Source organism: Thioalkalivibrio sp. ALJ21, from assembly GCF_000378605.1.
Classification (GTDB): Bacteria; Pseudomonadota; Gammaproteobacteria; order Ectothiorhodospirales; family Ectothiorhodospiraceae; genus Thioalkalivibrio.
This window is the reverse complement of record NZ_KB905156.1, coordinates 373,349-390,533: the sequence shown is the minus strand read 5'-3', so window position 1 is coordinate 390,533 and position 17,185 is coordinate 373,349. Positions and strand designations below refer to the sequence as shown.

Annotated in this window: 11 protein-coding genes and 1 tRNA gene; 7 read left to right on the top strand and 5 right to left on the bottom strand. The window is 67.1% G+C overall.

Features of this window, described 5'->3' with window-relative positions; translation table 11 throughout:
• Positions 1-282 precede the first annotated feature (282 nt).
• From F579_RS0107870 to F579_RS0107845, 6 genes are all read left to right on the top strand, one after another.
• The gene (locus tag F579_RS0107870; RefSeq protein ID WP_012981666.1) at positions 283-864 is read left to right on the top strand and encodes an HNH endonuclease; all 582 of its coding nucleotides are present in this window, start codon (positions 283-285) and stop codon (positions 862-864) included.
• Between the two features lie 109 nt (positions 865-973).
• A complete protein-coding gene (gene hemH / locus F579_RS0107865; RefSeq protein WP_019023684.1) occupies positions 974-2,068 on the top strand; it encodes a ferrochelatase in 1,095 nt (364 codons plus the stop codon).
• Positions 2,069-2,074: 6 nt separating this feature from the next.
• On the top strand, positions 2,075-2,854 hold the full coding sequence (locus F579_RS0107860; protein WP_019023685.1) for a molybdopterin-binding protein: 780 nt from the start codon (positions 2,075-2,077) through the stop codon (positions 2,852-2,854).
• A gap of 115 nt (positions 2,855-2,969) precedes the next feature.
• A complete protein-coding gene (locus F579_RS0107855; protein WP_019023686.1) occupies positions 2,970-3,689 on the top strand; it encodes a 2OG-Fe(II) oxygenase in 720 nt (239 codons plus the stop codon).
• Between the two features lie 98 nt (positions 3,690-3,787).
• Positions 3,788-5,923: an adenosylcobalamin-dependent ribonucleoside-diphosphate reductase gene (locus F579_RS0107850; RefSeq protein ID WP_019025603.1), complete on the top strand. Its 2,136-nt coding sequence runs from the start codon at positions 3,788-3,790 to the stop codon at positions 5,921-5,923.
• 19 nt (positions 5,924-5,942) lie between these two features.
• Entirely contained in the window at positions 5,943-6,641 is a 699-nt protein-coding gene (locus tag F579_RS0107845; RefSeq protein ID WP_019023688.1) for a hypothetical protein, read from the top strand.
• Positions 6,642-6,662: 21 nt separating this feature from the next.
• Here the strand turns inward: F579_RS0107845 and ddaH are convergent, their stop codons facing one another.
• On the bottom strand, positions 6,663-7,475 hold the full coding sequence (gene ddaH / locus F579_RS0107840; RefSeq protein ID WP_369699490.1) for a dimethylargininase: 813 nt from the start codon (positions 7,473-7,475) through the stop codon (positions 6,663-6,665).
• A gap of 251 nt (positions 7,476-7,726) precedes the next feature.
• Between ddaH and F579_RS0107835 the strand changes: the two genes are divergently transcribed.
• Positions 7,727-8,155 carry a hypothetical protein gene (locus F579_RS0107835; RefSeq protein ID WP_019023690.1) on the top strand — a complete coding sequence of 143 codons (429 nt, stop codon included), beginning with the start codon at positions 7,727-7,729 and terminating at the stop codon, positions 8,153-8,155.
• A 175-nt stretch (positions 8,156-8,330) separates the two neighbouring features.
• Here the strand turns inward: F579_RS0107835 and F579_RS0107830 are convergent.
• The 4 genes from F579_RS0107830 to gltB all read right to left on the bottom strand — a co-directional run bounded on the left by F579_RS0107830 (position 8,331) and on the right by gltB (position 17,086).
• Positions 8,331-8,407: transfer RNA gene (locus tag F579_RS0107830), tRNA-Ile, on the bottom strand.
• Between the two features lie 104 nt (positions 8,408-8,511).
• Positions 8,512-10,401 carry an RNA polymerase sigma factor RpoD gene (gene rpoD, locus F579_RS0107825; RefSeq protein ID WP_019023691.1) on the bottom strand — a complete coding sequence of 630 codons (1,890 nt, stop codon included), beginning with the start codon at positions 10,399-10,401 and terminating at the stop codon, positions 8,512-8,514.
• A 200-nt stretch (positions 10,402-10,601) separates the two neighbouring features.
• Positions 10,602-12,386, bottom strand: a complete 1,785-nt coding sequence (gene dnaG / locus F579_RS0107820) for a DNA primase (RefSeq protein WP_019023692.1) — start codon at positions 12,384-12,386, stop codon at positions 10,602-10,604.
• Between the two features lie 236 nt (positions 12,387-12,622).
• Positions 12,623-17,086, bottom strand: coding sequence for a glutamate synthase large subunit (gene gltB, locus F579_RS0107815; protein WP_019023693.1), 4,464 nt, complete (start codon positions 17,084-17,086; stop codon positions 12,623-12,625).
• Positions 17,087-17,185 lie beyond the last annotated feature (99 nt).

Here is a 17,185-nt window from a genome sequence, read left to right as displayed (position 1 = left end):
AAAAACGGCCAGCAAGTGTAGCGGAATCGCCTTCGCGCTTAAACAGCCCGTTGATGGGGCGCGTCCTCCGGGCCCGCATCCACGTGCCCAACCGGTGTTCATGCGGCTGTAATTGCGTTGCGGCCTCGGCCTGTTTATTGTCAAGCAAGTTTCGTGCGATCCCGCACCGCGCCAGCGGTCGACTCGGTGAAGGGGACATGGATTTGCTCACGCCCGGCGGCGTCGGGCCTGCTCAAGTTCCGCGTGAGCAAATCCGTGTTTCCTTGGAGACGGGACGAGGTCATGTTGCCGACCGAGCATCAGGTCCTGCGTACGGACGCTGCGGGCATGCCACTGGAATGGATCGGCCTGGAACAGGCCGTGCGCCTCTATTACACCGAGCAGGTCGCCTACGCCTGCGGGAGTCTGCTGTATCGCGTGCGTGGCGGCATCAACGCCCGTACCGGGCTGCAGTCCCGGGTCGAGGTCAACTCGATTATCGCCACCTTCGGCACGCGCCAGTCCCGCTTCAATCACTACATCCCGCCGCTCAACAACACCACGCTGTTTCGCCGCGACGCGCATCTTTGCCTCTACTGCGGCCAGCACTTCTATGAGCGTGATCTCTCGCGCGACCATGTCACCCCGATCAGCCAGAACGGGGCGGACACCTGGAACAACGTGGTCACTGCCTGCAAGCGTTGCAACAACCACAAGGCCGGGCGCACCCCCGAGCAGGCCGGCATGCAGCTGCTGGCGATCCCGTTTACGCCCACCCACGCGGAGTACATCTATCTGAAGGGCAAGCGGGTGCTGGCCGACCAGATGGAGTTCCTGCTGGCGCATTTCCCCCGGACCAGCCCCCTGCGCGGCCGCCTCGGCTGATCGCACCCGCGCGCCCCGTGCGCGGGTCGCGCTATCCTTGGCATGGAACCAACGCAACTGGCGTGACTCCGACAGGAGTCATCCATCCTCTATTGCCGCAGGGAGCACCATGAAGTACTTCGGAGAAGCGGATTACCGCCATGGCCAGCCGCGCAAGGCGGGCGTACTGCTGACCAACCTCGGTACACCGGACGAGCCCACCGCCCCGGCGCTCAAGCGTTATCTGAAGCAATTCCTCTGGGACCCGCGCGTGGTCGAGTTTCCGCGCCCGCTGTGGTGGCTGATCCTTAACGGCATCATCCTGAACATCCGCCCGCGCCGCTCGGCCGCCAAGTACGCCACCGTCTGGACCGACGACGGCTCCCCGCTGCTGGCGATCTCGCGGCGTCAGGCCGAGGGTGTGCGCCGTCGCCTGGCCGAACAGGTCGGCGAGGAGGTCCCGGTCGCGCTGGGCATGCGTTACGGCAACCCCTCCATCGAGGCGGGCCTGGACGAGCTGCGCCGCCAGGGCGTTCGCCGCGTGATCGTGCTGCCCCTTTATCCGCAGTATTCGGGGAGCACCAGCGGCTCCACCTTCGACGCGGTGGCCGACGTACTGAAGGGCTGGCGCTGGGTCCCGGATCTGCAGTTCGTCGCCTCCTACGACGCCGAGCCCGGTTACATCGAGGCCCTGGCCAGCAGTGTGCGCGAGCACTGGAATGCACACGGCCGGGCGGATCGTCTGGTGATGTCGTTCCACGGCATCCCGAAGCGCTATCTAGTCAAGGGTGACCCGTACCACTGCCTGTGTCATGCGACCGGCCAGAAGCTGGCCGCCAGGCTGGGCCTGAACGACGACCAGTGGCAGGTGACCTTCCAGTCGCGTTTCGGCCGCGAAGAGTGGCTGAAGCCCTATACCGACAAGACCATGAAGGCGCTGCCCAAGGAGGGCGTGCGCTCGGTGGATGTGATCTGCCCTGGGTTCTCCGCCGACTGTCTCGAGACTATCGAGGAGATCGGCGATGAGAACCGCGAGATCTTCCTCAAGGCTGGCGGCGAGCGCTTCCACTACATCCCGGCGCTGAACGACCGTTCCGACCACCTCGACTTCCTGGCCGGACTGGTCCGCCAGCACATCGCCCCGTGGCTGGACGATCCGGACAATGCCCCCGAGGCACGCGCCGCCGCCCGCGAACGGGCGCTGGCCCTGGGCGCGCAGCAGTAGGCCGCGATGGACGAGACCACCGCGCCCGGGCGAGTCGGCGAACCCGGCGAGACCGAGATCGGCGCCGTAATCATCGGCGACGAGCTGCTCAGCGGGAAGCGCCGTGACCGGCACCAGGAACACCTCACCGCGGCCCTGGCGGAGAAGGGGCTGGAGCTGGCCTGGATCCGCATTGTCGGGGACCATGCCGGCCGCCTGACGCAGACCTTTCGCGAGACACTGGCAACCGGGGCGGAGGTCTTCAGCTTTGGCGGCATCGGGGCCACGCCGGATGATCGCACCCGCGCCTGCCTCGCCGAGGCGCTTGGGCTCTCCCTGCGGCCACACCCGGACTTCATGGCCATCCTCGAGGAACGTTTTGGCGCAGAGGCCTGGCCGCATCGCGTGCGCATGGCCGAATTGCCGGAAGGGGCCAGCCTGATCCCGAATCCGGTCAACGGCATCCCGGGAGTCAGCTGCCAGCGGCATCACTGCGTGCCGGGATTCCCGGTCATGGCCGAACCGATGGTGCGCTGGGTATTGGACCAGCGTTTCCCCGGGCGCGATGCCGCCGCCGGCTCGGTCGAGGAGGTCCTAGTGCTCGAGAACGTGACCGAGAGCCGCCTGGTCCCGGTGCTCGAGGCCATGGAGGCGGCATTCTCCGATCTGCGCATCTCCTGCCTGCCGCGGATGGACCGCCAGGCCCCGCAGGTCGAGCTGGGCCTGCGGGGCCCCCGCGCCCGGGTCACCGAGGGACAGGCCGCTCTTCGTCAGCACCTGATTTCCGGCGGTTTTCTGAGCCACTGACAGGGTAGTGTCGCGCGGTCCAGTGGGGGCTTGCGCGCCTCTGCTTTCCCGGTATATTGCATTGGGCAGGCACTTGCCTGCGTGCCGCGCGCGGCCCGAATGGAAGACCCCGCCCGTGAATCTGCCTGTTCCCGGCCCCGAGTGGCTGGACCCTGCCGAGAGGCTCCCGGCCCGCGCGCCGGCCGTCATCGAATCCCGTGCTCCCGAAGCCTGCGAGCCGGAGGGCTGGCTGGATGCGCTGGTACACGATCAGCGGTGCGTCTGGCCCGACTTCCTGCCCGAGGAGACGGTCGATGCGCTGCACGACGAGGTCTACGCCCTGCGCGATGCCGCGCAGCTGGCGCAGGCGCGGATCGGTCGGGGGGGCGAGCGCCATCGCGACCGATCCACCCGCGGCGACTGGATCCACTGGCTGGATGGTGCCAGCCCGGCCCAGCAGGCGTTCATGGAGCGCCTGGATGCGATCCGGCTGCAGGTGAGCCGGACGCTGATCCCGGGCCTGTTCGAGACCGAATCGCACTTTGCCCTGTACCCGCCCGGAACCCGTTACGCCCGGCATGTGGATGCCTTCCAGGCTGGTAACTGCCGCCGGCTGTCGCTGGTGTTCTATCTGAACCGCGACTGGCGCGAGCAGGACGGCGGCCAGCTCGCGATCTATGACGATGCGGACCGCGAATGCCAGCGCATCCAGCCGATGGCCGGCACGCTGGTGATTTTCCTCAGCCAGAGCGTGCCGCATGCGGTGCTGCCCACCCGCCGCTGGCGTGCCAGCATCGCCTCCTGGATGCGCGTGCGCGAGCTTGCCAACCCGCTCGCGGGTCTCGACCGCTTCTGACACCGGCCGCGGCGCGTTCTTGCAGCCTGCGGCGCCGGCGCCCATGATCGGGAGAGGGCCTCAGCGCCCTTCGAGCGAGCGCAACGCGGCGGGCCAATATGGGCAAGAGCCGGCAAAGGCAGGACAAGGCGGCCTCACTTCAGGACACGTCCACGGACGTGCCGTTGCAGGCCTCCTCGGCTTCGATCTGGGCCGAGCGCTATCAGCTGCGTGACGCCCGGGGCGAGCCGGTGGATGCCTCGGTCGAGGCGATGTTCGACCGCGTGGCCCGAGCCCTCGCCACCGTCGAGGCGCCGGACAAGCGCGCGCCGATTGAACGCGAGTTTCGTTGGGCGCTGGACAACGGCGCCATCCCGGCCGGGCGCATCCTGGCCAATGCCGGGGCCGAGGCGCACAAGCCGCAGACCACACTGATCAACTGCACCGTATCGCGCACGATCCGGGACTCGCTGCAGGCGATCCTGGATGCCAATACCGCCGCCGGGTTGACGCTCAAGGCCGGGGCCGGGATCGGCTACGACTTCAGCACCCTGCGCCCGAAGGGTGCGCTGGTCGCGGGCGCCGGCGCGCCGACCAACGGCCCGGTCGCGTTCATGCAGATCTTTGACCAGACCTGCCGCACCATCGGCGCGGCCGGTGGTCGCCGCGGGGCGCAGATGGCAACGCTGGACATCGGTCATCCGGATATCGAGCGTTTCATCCTCGCCAAGCGCCGCAAGGGGCGGCTGACCCAGTTCAACCTGTCCGTGCTGGTGCGCGATGCCTTTCTGGAGGCCGTGGAGCGCGACGACGAATGGGCGCTCGCCTTCCCGCTGCTGCCCGTGGAACAGGACGCGGTGGCCCCCTCCGATCTCGTCTATCGCGACTGGCCGATGGTCGAGGACGGCTACCGCGTTGACGACCAGGGCCGGGTCGCCTGCCGTATCTACCGCCGCGTGCGCGCCCGCGAGCTGTGGGACACCCTGATGCGCAGCACCTATGACGTCGGCGAACCCGGCGTCATCCTGATCGAACAGGTCAACCGCCAGAACAACGCCTGGTTCGACGAGGTGATCCGCGCCACCAACCCCTGCGGCGAGGAGCCGCTGCCACCGGACGGGGCCTGTCTGCTGGGGTCGGTGAATCTGACTCGGTTCGTGTCCTCGCCGTTCAGCGCCGATGCTGCCTTCGACTGGGAACGCTTCGCGCGGGTGGTGCGCGTGTTCACGCGCATGCTGGACAACGTCGCGGATATCTCCGGGCTGCCGCTGCCGGAGCAGCGCGCCGAGATGCTGCGCAAGCGCCGCCACGGCATGGGCATCCTCGGGCTCGGGTCGGCTCTGGCGATGCTGGGGGAGACCTACGGTTCGGAGTCGGCCGCCGCCTTCACCGCAGAGGTCTGTCGTCGCCTGGCGCTGGAGAGCTGGCGCGCCGGGCTGGAGCTGGCGCGCGAGAAGGGCCCGGCGCCGATCATGGACGAGGACTTCACGCTGACCGCGGACATGCTCCGGCGTCAGCCGGCGCTGGCCGAGAGCGGCTATCAGGTGGGCGACGTGCTGAAGGGGCGGGAGCTGCATGCCCGCTTCAGCCGCTACATGCAGCGCATCGCCGAGGAGGACCCGGCGCTGGTCGCGGCGCTGGCCGAGGAGGGCGCGCGCTTTACCCACGCCACCTCCATCGCGCCCACCGGCACCATCAGCTTCTCGGTCGCCAACAACGCGAGCAACGGCATCGAGCCGACCTTTCTGCACCACACCACGCGCAACATCCGTCGCCCGGGGCGGCGTACCCGCGAGGCGGTGGATTGTTACTCGTTTGAGCTGCTGGCCTACCGCGCCCGGGTCGATGCCGACGCGGGGCCGGGGGATCTTCCCGTCAACGCGATTACTGCGGACCGGGTCAGTGTGGATGCCCACATCCGCATGCAGGGCGCCGCCCAGCCATGGGTGGACTCGGCCATCTCCAAGACGCTCAACGTCCCGAGCGATATCCCGTTCGAGGACTTCCAGCAGGTCTACCTGCAGGCCTGGCGCGCCGGGCTCAAGGGCTGCACCACCTACCGGCCCAACCCGCAGGCGCAGATGGGCGTGCTCGTGGACCCCGAACGCCTGCGCAGCACCTGGTACACCTTCACCCTGGAGGATGGCCGGGAGCTGACCCTGCGCGGCGACGAAGAGGTCGAATACGAAGGCCAGATCCACACCGCCGCGAACCTCTTCGCCGCGCTGGACGAGGGCTACTACGACGACGTCTGACGCCGTCGGGGAGGACACGATGCACCGGATCGACCAGCCCATCATCGCCTTTCGCCGCTCGGACACCCCGCAGGGTGAGGGCGCGCCCGGCAGTGACGATCATCCGCTGGGCAAGCGCATCCCGTCGCGCCCCGAGGGCGAACTCGAGTCGGTCACCGAGAAGGTGCGCTACTGGACCCAGGACGGGCCGCAGACCGTCTATCTGGTGGTCAGCTTTGTGGCCGTCTCCGGCACGGTCAGCGGCGAACGTGTAACCATCGAGCGCCCGATCGAGTTCTTCCTGCCCACCGGGCAGCACTCCGAGTCCTACCAGTGGATCTCCGCCACCATGCGCAGCCTGTCGCTGGCGGCCCGTGGCGGCTACGCCGCTCGCGCCCTGCGCGACCTGCGCAAAGTCACCTGGGACCGCGGCCCGGTCCGCTGCGGCGAAAACGAATACGGAAAACCGCTTTACCACCCCTCCGAGGTTGCCGCGATCGCCCACGCGCTGCAGCGTATCCTCCAGCGCCGCGGCTTCCTGGATCCCGACGGTCACCCCCGCCCGCTACGCGAACTGGTCGCCGCCTACCGCGACAGGGGAACCCCGGAGGCCTCCGCCATCCTGGAGGCCCCGCACCCGGTGGCCACAGCCGCTGCCCCCTGCCCGCAGTGCGATGGCCATCTCGAGATCATCGACGGCTGCCCCACCTGCCGCGACTGCGGCTACTCGAAGTGCTAGAGCGAGGAATGGGAATCTTGATTATCGGCTTTGTAGTCTCCCTCTGAGGTCCAGTGTCATGCACTTCATGCCGCCACCGGATTTCTGAAATTCGTCGATCGCGACGGGGTATACCTCCATGCCATGCTGTCGGTAGCGTTCGGCGAGCCCCGCGGCCCGGTCGCTCAGGACGATTCGTTCGCCATCACTCACCGCATTGAGGCCGTAAGCCAGCGCATCGGCCTCGTCCGCCTCGATCACATTGGGCACACGATGCCGTACCGCCTCCAGGCTCTCTTGGGTAAAGGCGGGTGGATAGAGCGCAACGGTTTGGCGGTCGACCACCGTGAAAGCTGTGTCGAGGTGGTAGAAGCGGGCATCGGTTAACTGCAGGCTGACGACTTCCAGATCCAGAAACGACGCGAGCTCGGCGTGTGCCGCCTGATCACTGCGCCAGGGGTAGCCGGCGAAGAGTGTATCGTTCCAAATCAGCGCATCCCCTTCGCCCTCGAAATCGTGGCGGGGCTGGTAGAGCGCCGTGAACCCTTGTTCGCGCAGCCAGCTTTCGAACCACCAGGTCTCGCCCTGACGCTCAGGGTGCCGAAAGGTGGGCAGTGCCACCTTGTCATCCACGACGAGCGCGCCGTTGGCCGTGAAGACCATGTCCGGAAACCCCTCGACGGGCGGGATCAGGTGGACCTCCCAGCCAAGGGTCTCCGTATACAGCTGATAAAGGGCCTCCCATTGCCGGGTCGCGGTCTCCGGACACACGGGACACTCAAGGTCCATCCAGGGGTTGATCTCATAGTGGATGGCGAAATATTCCGGTCGACACATCAAAACGGATTTCGCCATCGTGGTGCTCCACTAGTGGCCGGACTCGGCACGAACACGATTTTGACTTGAAACGTGCCAGTAGGGGCGAGCCCCTTCAAGTCCCTTCGTCGAGGTGTGTGAGCGGGCGAGCCGGGTTGGGTAGAGGCCGGCCCAGCATTGCTGCGCATCCCTCACAGTGGATAGCTACATAGCTGGCGGGGGCGTCATGGAAATCTCGCAGGTGGTCTCGTACTCTGGCCCGCCATCTGTCCAACCCCGCTGGAGACATCGTGGCCAACATCCTGAATCCGTACGCCGACGATCAGCCCGAGCCGAAGCACATCGTCCTGCGCGCTCGCAGTGGCCAGGCAGTTTCGGCCAACTTCACCCTGCAGGATCGGCGGGGTCGCCAGAGCGCGGCGGAATATCTGTTCCATCTCTATTCCACGATCAAGCAGAAACTGGACGAGCCGGTCCTGGATACCGCCGCGCCATCGCCGGACGACCAGGCCGCCATGCAGCGGCTGATCCTGTATTCGGCCGGCGCCCACGACACCATGTTCGGTACCTTTAATGCCTCCAACACCTCCTCGGAGATGCCGGAGGAGGAGCGCAACGAGTTCGTGGAGATCTTCCTGCTGGCCTGCGCCACGGTCATCGAGGGCCAACGGATCACCGTTGACCTTCAGCGAGGCCTCGTCACTGCCGAGGCGGCCTGACCGCAACGGCACTGGAATGCCCCCGTGCTGCAAGCAAGGGTTCGAGTGGTGGGCCCGGTTGGGTGGAGGTCGGCCGCGCAGCGGCGCGAAGCACGGCTTCGCGAGGCCGGAACGGCGTGCGCCGGCAGGCGCGCGACTGGAATAGTCCGACCCGCCCAGCGCGAGCGCAAGCGAGTGGTGGGCCCGGTCGGACTCGAACCGACGACCAAGGGATTATGAGTCCCCTGCTCTAACCAACTGAGCTACAGGCCCGTAATCGGGGAGGGTACAAACGACTGCGGCGCCATTCTACCCGGAAAGGGAGAGATGGCGCCGCATCGGCAGGGCAGGTTCCGGCCGTTCGGCCGGAAGGCCGGTTACTCGGCGTCGGTGTAGGTGCGCAGCAGTTCGGCGCGGGTCGGGTGACGCAGCTTGCGCAGGGCCTTGGCCTCGATCTGGCGGATGCGCTCGCGGGTGACGTCGAACTGCTTGCCGACTTCCTCGAGGGTGTGGTCGGTGTTCATGTCGATGCCGAAGCGCATGCGCAGGACCTTGGCCTCGCGCGGGGTCAGCGTGGACAGGATCTCGCGGGTGGCCTCGGACAGGCTCTCGCGCGCGGCGGAGTCCGACGGCGAGGCGACCTTTTCGTCTTCGATGAAGTCGCCCAGGTGGGAGTCTTCGTCGTCGCCGATCGGGGTCTCCATGGAGATCGGTTCCTTGGAGATCTTGAGCACCTTGCGGATCTTGTCCTCGGGCATCTCCATGCGCTCGGCCAGCTCTTCCGGCGTAGCCTCGCGGCCCATCTCCTGCAGCATCTGGCGGGAGACGCGGTTGAGCTTGTTGATGGTCTCGATCATGTGCACCGGGATGCGGATGGTCCGGGCCTGGTCCGCGATGGAACGGGTGATGGCCTGGCGAATCCACCAGGTGGCATAGGTCGAGAACTTGTAGCCGCGGCGGTATTCGAACTTGTCCACGGCCTTCATCAGGCCGATGTTGCCTTCCTGGATCAGGTCGAGGAACTGCAGGCCGCGGTTGGTGTACTTCTTGGCGATGGAGATCACCAGGCGCAGGTTGGCCTCGACCATCTCCTTCTTCGCGCGGCGGGCCTTGGCCTCGCCAATGGACATGCGGCGATTGATCTCCTTGATCTCGGAGATGTTCAGGCTGGCCTCGTGTTCGATCTCGGCGAGCTTTTTCTGCAGGCGCACGATCTCTTCCTCGTGCTCGGCGAGGGCGGTGGTGTACTTGCCCTTGGCCTTGCAGGCCTGCTTGATCCAGTCGAGGTTGGTCTCGTTCTTGGGGAAGCTGTCGATGAACGCCTTGCGCGGCATCTGCGCCTGGTTCACGGCCAGTTCCATGATGCGGCGCTCATGGCTGCGGATGCGGTCGATCGTGCCGTGCAACCGCGTGGTCAGCTGGTCCACCATGCGCGGCACCAGCTTGAACTCCATGAAGTACTTCGCAGTGGCCTCGCGCGCGGTGGCGTAGGCTTTGCGGTCGCCCTTCTCGAAGGCCTTGTGCGCCTTGGCGTGCAGCTTGCGCAGCTTGTTGAAGCGCTCGCGGGCCTCTTCCGGGTCGGGACCGGTGTCCACCGGTTCGGCGTCTTCTTCCTCGGCGTCTTCGACCTCTTCCACGATCGCGTCCAGCTCCGGTGAGGCCTCGGCGGCCGCGGCCTTCTGGGCCTCTTCGGCCTTCTGGGCGTCTTCCGGGGAGACCAGGCCGCGTGCAACGGCTTCGCCGTCCAGCGGGTTCTTCGGGTCGATGAAGGAGACCACGAGATCGGTCAGGCGGCCGTTGTTCTCGACGATCTGGTCGTACTCGCGAATCAGGTGTTCGATCGCGCCCGGGTGATGGGCGAGCGCGAACAGGACTTGCATCAGGCCCTCTTCGATGCGCTTGGCGATGCGGATCTCGCCTTCGCGGGTCAGCAGCTCGACCGTGCCCATCTCGCGCATGTACATGCGCACCGGGTCGGTGGTGCGACCGAAATCGGAATCGGCCGAGGCGAGCGCGGCCACGGCGTCCTCGGCGTCCTCGTCGGCGGAGACGGAGCCGTCGGACAACAGCAGGCTGTCGGCGTCCGGGGCCTGTTCGTGCACCGCGATGCCCATGTCGTTGATCATCGCGATGATGTCCTCGACCTGGTCGGAGTCGATGATCGAGTCGGGCAGGTGGTCGTTGACCTCGGTATACGTGAGGTATCCCTGCTCCTTGCCCTTGGCAATCAGTTCCTTGAGCTGGGATTGTTGCTCTTCACGGTTCATTGACGTCGTACTCCGAGGTGCCTGGGTCGCTGAATGGGTCGTAGAAAAATCAATCCTACATTGTAGCAGAAGATTCTTATATTGCCGGGATTCGCCCGCCAAACCCTCTGTCGGGTCACGGAAATCCCGACAAGAGATCTGGGGGCAGGTTTTTCGATTTCAATGAGTTACGGCCTTCGATGGGCGCACTTCGGGGGAGCCTAACCGGTGTTTGTCTTCTGCAGTAATGCAGTAAGACGCGCGAGTTCCTCGCGTTGTTCCGTAGCGAGCCCGCCGTCTGCGCGAGTGAGTTCACGAATCCGCGTGCGTGCCTGCTGCAGCAGGAGCTGGCGGGCACAGTCCATGGCCACCTGCTGGGTCACCTTCGGGTCGCCATCGCCAAGTTCCCGGGCGGCCAGGGCCTGCAGGCGGTTGAAGTGGCGATCATCACGGAAGCGTTCCAGCAGATGGGCGCTGCTGCAGCCGGGGCGCTCTTGCAGGGCCGTGAGCAGCTTGCCCAGCGTTTGCGCGGCGGTGCCGGGGAAGGCCGTGAGGTCGGCCAGTTCGGACTGGGACCACTCGAGCTCGGGGTGCTGCAGGATGCGCGCAAGCAGCGCCCCCCACAGGGCGGAGGGTGTCTCCGGCGCAGCGCCCGCCGGCTCGGCGGCTGGTGCCTCGGGGATGTCCGTTGGTGTAGAGGCCGGGCCCGTCGCACGGGCGTTCCCGTCCTCGGCCTCGCGCAGTTGCTCACCCAGCCGCTCCGGGCTCAGGTGGGTCTCCTGAGCGACACGCTCGACCAGCTGGTCGCGGAACAGCGGGTCACGGGTGGTGGCGACCAGCTTCATCGCGGCATGCGCGAAGCGGGTGCGGCCTTCGGCGGTGTCGGTCGGGTGTTCCTCGCGCAGTAGCCGGACAAGCGTCTCGGACAGGGGCAGGGCACCGGCTAGGCGTTCCTCCCAGCCGGCGAGACCATCGCGCAGGACCAGGCTGTCGGGGTCGTCGCCCTCGGGCAGAAACAGCACGCGCACCTCGCGCAGGCCCTGGATCGCGGGCAGGGCCTCGGCCAGCGAGCGCCAGGCCGCCCGGCGGCCCGCGGCGTCGCCATCGAAGCACAGTGTGATGCGCGAGACCTGGCGGAACAGGCTGTCCAGGTGGGCGCGGGTCAGCGCGGTGCCCATGCAGGCCACCGCGCGACGAAAACCGGCGCGCGCCAGCCCGACCACGTCCATGTAGCCCTCGACCACCACGATGTCATCCAGCCGGGTGCTGGCCTTGCGGGCCTCGAACAGGCCGTAGATGGTCTGTCCCTTGTGGAAGACCTCGCTCTCCGGGCTGTTCAGGTACTTCGGCTCGCCGTCCTCGATCAGGCGCCCGCCGAAGCCGGTGATGCGCCCGCGCCGGTCGCGGATCGGGAACATGATGCGCGCGCGAAAGCGCTCGCGGATGCCGCCGTCGTCGCGTCGTGCGGCCAGTCCGGCATCCACCAGCTGCTGCGGGGTGAAACGTGGTTGGAGTGTCTCGAGCAGGCCCGAGGGCGGGGCCCAGCCGATCTGGTAGTCGCGGGCGGTGGCGCCGTCGATGCCGCGGTTCTTCAGGTACTCGACGGCCTTCGGCGTCTGGCGCAGCTGCTGCACGAAGTAGTCGGCGGCCGCGTTCAGGGCCTCGTACAGCGGCGCGTGGGCCTCGCGTTTATCGTCCGCTCCGGCCTCGCGCGGCACTTCCAGCCCGGCCTGTTCGGCCAGCTGCTCGACTGCCTCGGGGAAGCTCAGGTTCTCGTATTCCATCAGGAAGCTGATGGCGGTGCCGTGCGCCCCGCAGCCGAAGCAGTGGTAGAACTGCTTTTGTGGGGAGACATAGAACGACGGCGTCTTCTCGCCGTGGAACGGACAGCAGGCGGCGAACTCGCGCCCGGCCTTCTTCAGGCTCACGCGGCGCTGGATCACCTCGACGATATCGCTGCGCTCAAGCAGCTCGTCGATGAATGCCTGGGGGATGAGACCTGCCATGGTGTCGCCGGCTATTCCTCGGGGGTGTGCTCGTCGTCAGGTTCGCATGATAGCCCAGCGTTGGGCCGCAACACGTCATTGCGAGGAGCCTTGGGCGACGAAGCAATCGCTAGATGCGGTGTTCTGGTGGCAGTTTCTGGAGATTGCTTCGCTGCGCTCGCAATGACGGGTTTTCGGCACTGAAAATGAAACGGGCCCCGTGAGGGGCCCGTATCTGCGTTCCGCCGGGTGGTGGGTCAGGCGGCCTGGCGCAGGTTGGCCAGCAGGCCCCGGAGTTCGGAGGCCTTGGGCTTCACCAGCCAGAACGAGCCCTGGTAGTGGTCGAACTGCTCGAGGATCTCGCGGCCCCAGGCGCTGTCGGTCTCGTGCACGAACTCGGTGATGAGTTCCTCGAGATAGTTGCGGTGCGCCTCCATGTCCTCGGTGTCGAGGCGGTGCAGGTCGATCAGCTCGTTGTTGATGCGGTCCGGGAAGTCGTTCTCCCGGTCCAGCACGAACGCGAAGCCGCCGGTCATGCCCGCACCGAAGTTGATGCCGGTGTTGCCCAGCACCACCATCACGCCGCCGGTCATGTACTCGCAGCCGTGGTCGCCGATGCCTTCCACCACGGCGATCGCGCCGGAGTTGCGCACCCCGAAGCGTTCGCCGCACTGGCCGGCGGCGAACAGCTTGCCGCCGGTCGCGCCATACAGGCAGGTGTTGCCCATGATGGTGGTGTCCTGGCTGGCGAAGCCCGAGCCTTCCGGCGGACGGATCACCAGCTTGCCGCCGGTCATGCCCTTGCCGACGTAGTCGTTGGCATCGCCTTCCAGGTACAGGTGCAGGCCGCCGGCGTTCCAGACGCCGAAGCTCTGCCCGGCCGTGCCCTTCATGCGCACGGTGATCGGGGCATCGGACATGCCCTGGTTGCCGTGACGCTTGGCGATCTCGCCGGACAGCCGCGCGCCGATCGAGCGGTCGGTATTGGCGACGTCGAAACGGTACTTGCCACCGGCTTTGTTCTCGATCGCCTCGAGCATCTCGGCGACCATCTTCTCGGCCAGCTCGCCCTTGTCGAACGGCTCGTTCTTCGGCTCCTTGCAGAAGCGCGGCTTGTCGTCGAGATCGCCGCTGGCCAGCAGGCCGTTCAGGTCCAGGTGCTGCTGCTTCGGCGTCTCGCCCGGCAGGATCTCCAGCAGATCGGTGCGGCCGATCAGATCCGTCAGGCTGCGCACGCCCAGCTTCGCCATCCATTCGCGGGTCTCGCGGGCGACGAACTGGAAGTAGTGCATGACCATTTCGGGCAGGCCGATGAAGTGGTTCATGCGCAGCACCTTGTCCTGCGTGGCGACACCCGTTGCGCAGTTGTTCAGGTGGCAGATGCGCAGGTACTTGCAGCCCAGCGCGACCATCGGACCGGTACCGAAGCCGAAGCTCTCGGCACCCAGGATCGCCGCCTTGATCACGTCGAGCCCGGTCTTCAGGCCGCCATCGGTCTGCAGGCGCACCTTGTCGCGCAGGTCGTTGCCGCGCAGGGTCGCGTGGGTCTCGGTCAGGCCCAACTCCCACGGGGTGCCGGCGTACTTCACCGAGGTCAGCGGGCTGGCACCAGTGCCGCCGTCGTAACCGGAGATGGTGATCAGGTCGGCGTAGGCCTTGGCCACGCCGGCGGCGATCGTACCGACCCCGGCCTCGGAGACGAGCTTCACCGAGACCAGCGCATCCGGATTGACCTGCTTGAGGTCAAAGATCAGCTGCGCCAGGTCCTCGATGGAGTAGATGTCGTGGTGCGGCGGCGGCGAGATCAGGGCGACGCCCGGATTCGAATAGCGCAGCTCCGCGATCATCTTGTTGACCTTGTGGCCGGGCAGCTGGCCGCCCTCGCCGGGCTTCGCGCCCTGGGCGACCTTGATCTGCAGCACCTCGGCGTTGACCAGGTAGTGCGGGGTCACGCCGAAGCGGCCGGAGGCCACCTGCTTGATCTTGGACATGCGCTCGGTGCCGTAGCGGGAGACGGCCTCGCCGCCCTCGCCGGAGTTGGAGCGCCCGCCCAGGCGGTTCATCGCGGTGGCCAGGGCCTCGTGGGCCTCCGGCGACAGCGCGCCCAGGCTCATGCCGGCGGAGTCGAAACGCGGCAGGATCTCGGCCTCGGACTCGACCTCGTCGAGCGCGATCGGCTCGATGTCGTCGCGGACCTTCAGCAGGTCGCGCAGCACGGTCACCGGGCGCTCGTTCACCAGGTCCGCATATTCCTTGTACACGCCGTAGTCGCCGGACTGCACCGCGCGGTGCAGGGTCTGGATCACGTCCGGGTTGTAGGCGTGGTACTCGCCACCGTGGACGTACTTCAGCAGGCCACCCTGGCCGGCGCTCTTGCGCGGGTTCCAGGCGCGCCTGGACAGCGTCTCCAGGTCCGCCTCGATATCGGCGAAGCGGGTGCCCTTGATGCGGCTGGTGGTGCCGGTGAAGCAGGTGTCCACGACCTCGTCGGCCAGGCCGACGATCTCGAACAGCTGCGCGCCGCGGTAGCTGGCGATGGTGGAGATGCCCATCTTCGACAGGATCTTGAACAGGCCCTTGTTGATGCCGCGGCGGTAGTTCTGCGCCAGGGTCAGCGGGTCGGCGTTCGGGATCTCGCCGGACTCGCACATGCCGTGCAGGGCGGAGTAGGCCAGGTACGGGTAGATCGCGGTGGCGCCGTACCCGAGCAGGACCGCGAAGTGGTGCGGGTCGCGCACGGTGGCGGTCTCGGCGACGATGTTCGCGTCGGTGCGCAGCTTGGCGCGGATCAGCGCGTGATGCACCGCGCCCACGGCCAGCGCGGCCGGGATCGGGCGGCGTTCCGGGTCGATGCCGCGGTCCGACAGCACCAGCACCACGGCACCGCCGCGCACGGCCTCGACTGCGTTGGCGGTCAGGGCCTTCACGGCGTCTTCCAGGGAGCCGGTATGGACGTCGTAGTTGAGGTCCATGCGCTCGACGCGGAAGGCGTCTTCGGTCTGGTTGCACAGTTCGCGGAACTTGGCCTCGGACAGCACCGGGGAGTCGGATACCAGGCGGTGGGCGTGGTCCGGGGTCTCCTCGAACAGGTTCTGCTCGCGGCCGAAGCAGGTCTCCAGCGACATCACGATGCTCTCGCGCAGCGGGTCGATCGCCGGGTTGGTGACCTGGGCGAACTGCTGGCGGAAGTAGTCGAACAGCGAGCGGGTGTGGCTGGAGAGCACGGCGAACGGGGTGTCGTCCCCCATCGAGCCCACGGCCTCCTGACCGGCCTCGGCCAGCACGCGCAGGATCTGATCGCGCTCCTCGAAGGTCACGTCGAACAGCTTTTCGTAGGTCTCCAGGCGCTCGGCCGGCATCGGCTCGCCGGAGAACAGCTGGTTGTCGTCCAGCTGGCTCTTCAGGTGCTTCACGTGGGCGCGCAGCCACTGGCGGTAGGGCTGGCGCGTGCGGTTGATGCGGTCGACGTCCTCGGGCTGCAGCAGCTCGCCGGACTCGGTATCCACGGCCAGCATCTGCCCGGGCTTCAGGCGGCCCTTGGCGACCACGTCCTCCGGGGCGTAGTCGTACACGCCGATCTCGGAGGCCAGGGTGATGTGGCGGTCCTTCGTGATCACGTAGCGCGCCGGGCGCAGGCCGTTGCGGTCCAGGGTGCAGGCGGCATAGCGCCCGTCGGTCAGCACGATCCCGGCCGGGCCATCCCAGGGCTCCATGTGCATGGAGTTGTATTCGTAGAAGGCGCGCAGGTCGGAGTCCATGTGCGCGACGTTCTGCCACGCCGGCGGGACCAGCAGGCGCATCGCGCGGAACAGGTCCATGCCGCCGGCCAGGAGGACCTCCAGCATGTTGTCCAGGCTCTGCGAGTCGGAGCCTTCCAGGTTGACCAGCGGCTCCAGCTCGGCCAGCTCCGGCAGCTTCTCGGTGGCGAACTTGTGCTGGCGCGCGACCGCCCAGTTGCGGTTGCCCTGCACAGTGTTGATCTCGCCGTTGTGGGCGAGGAAGCGGAACGGCTGCGCCAGGCCCCACTGCGGGAAGGTGTTGGTGGAGAAGCGCTGGTGGAACACGCAGATCGCGGTCTCCAGTTCCGGGCGCTGCAGGTCGCGGTAGAACACCGGCAGGTTCTCCGGCATCACCAGGCCCTTGTAGGAGACCACGCGCGCGGACAGGCTCGGCACGTAGAACACCGGGTCGTCGCCCATCGCGATCTCGGCGCGGCGGCGCACCACGAACAGTGCGCGCTCGAAGGTGTCGCCGTCCATGTCCGCCGGGGCGTTGATGAACACCTGCAGGATGTGCGGCTGGCTCTTCAGGGCCTCGGCGCCACAGGCGTCTTCCGGGTTGACCGGGACCTCGCGCCAGCCGGCAAGCGTAAGCGGCCCGCGCTCGATCGCGCCCTCCACGGTGGCGCGTGTCTCGGCGATCTTGTCCGGGTTGATGAACACGATGCCGGCGGCGAAGCGCTCGGCCAGTTCGATGTTCGACTCCGAGGCCAGGGTGCGCAGGAAGGACTCGGGGGTCTTCATCAGCAGCCCGCAACCGTCGCCGGTCTTGCCGTCCGCGGCGATTGCGCCGCGGTGGGTCATGCGTTCCAGGGCCTTGATCGCGGTGTCCACCACCCAGTGGCTGGCTACGCCGTCCATGTGCGCAATGAGGCCGAAGCCGCAGTTGTCGCGCTCGAATTCGGGGCGGTAGAGGGTGCCGTTCAGTTGGTTCTGTCGCATCGGTGAACTCCGGTCACGGCGCGCGAAGGGCGGGCCGTCGGGCTGGAAAAGAACACGAAAAAAGGCGCAGGAATATAGCCGAACCGTCATTCTCCCGGC

Bases quoted from the DNA above. Each gene is read 5' to 3' on its own strand.
- F579_RS0107870 (WP_012981666.1), top strand. From the start codon at position 283: ATGTTGCCGACCGAGCATCAGGTCCTGCGTACGGACGCTGCGGGCATG.
- hemH (WP_019023684.1), top strand. From the start codon at position 974: ATGAAGTACTTCGGAGAAGCGGATTACCGCCATGGCCAGCCGCGCAAG.
- F579_RS0107860 (WP_019023685.1), top strand. From the start codon at position 2,075: ATGGACGAGACCACCGCGCCCGGGCGAGTCGGCGAACCCGGCGAGACC.
- F579_RS0107850 (WP_019025603.1), top strand. From the start codon at position 3,788: ATGGGCAAGAGCCGGCAAAGGCAGGACAAGGCGGCCTCACTTCAGGAC.
- F579_RS0107845 (WP_019023688.1), top strand. From the start codon at position 5,943: ATGCACCGGATCGACCAGCCCATCATCGCCTTTCGCCGCTCGGACACC.
- ddaH (WP_369699490.1), bottom strand. From the start codon at position 7,475: ATGGCGAAATCCGTTTTGATGTGTCGACCGGAATATTTCGCCATCCAC.
- rpoD (WP_019023691.1), bottom strand. From the start codon at position 10,401: ATGAACCGTGAAGAGCAACAATCCCAGCTCAAGGAACTGATTGCCAAG.
- dnaG (WP_019023692.1), bottom strand. From the start codon at position 12,386: ATGGCAGGTCTCATCCCCCAGGCATTCATCGACGAGCTGCTTGAGCGC.
- gltB (WP_019023693.1), bottom strand. From the start codon at position 17,086: ATGCGACAGAACCAACTGAACGGCACCCTCTACCGCCCCGAATTCGAG.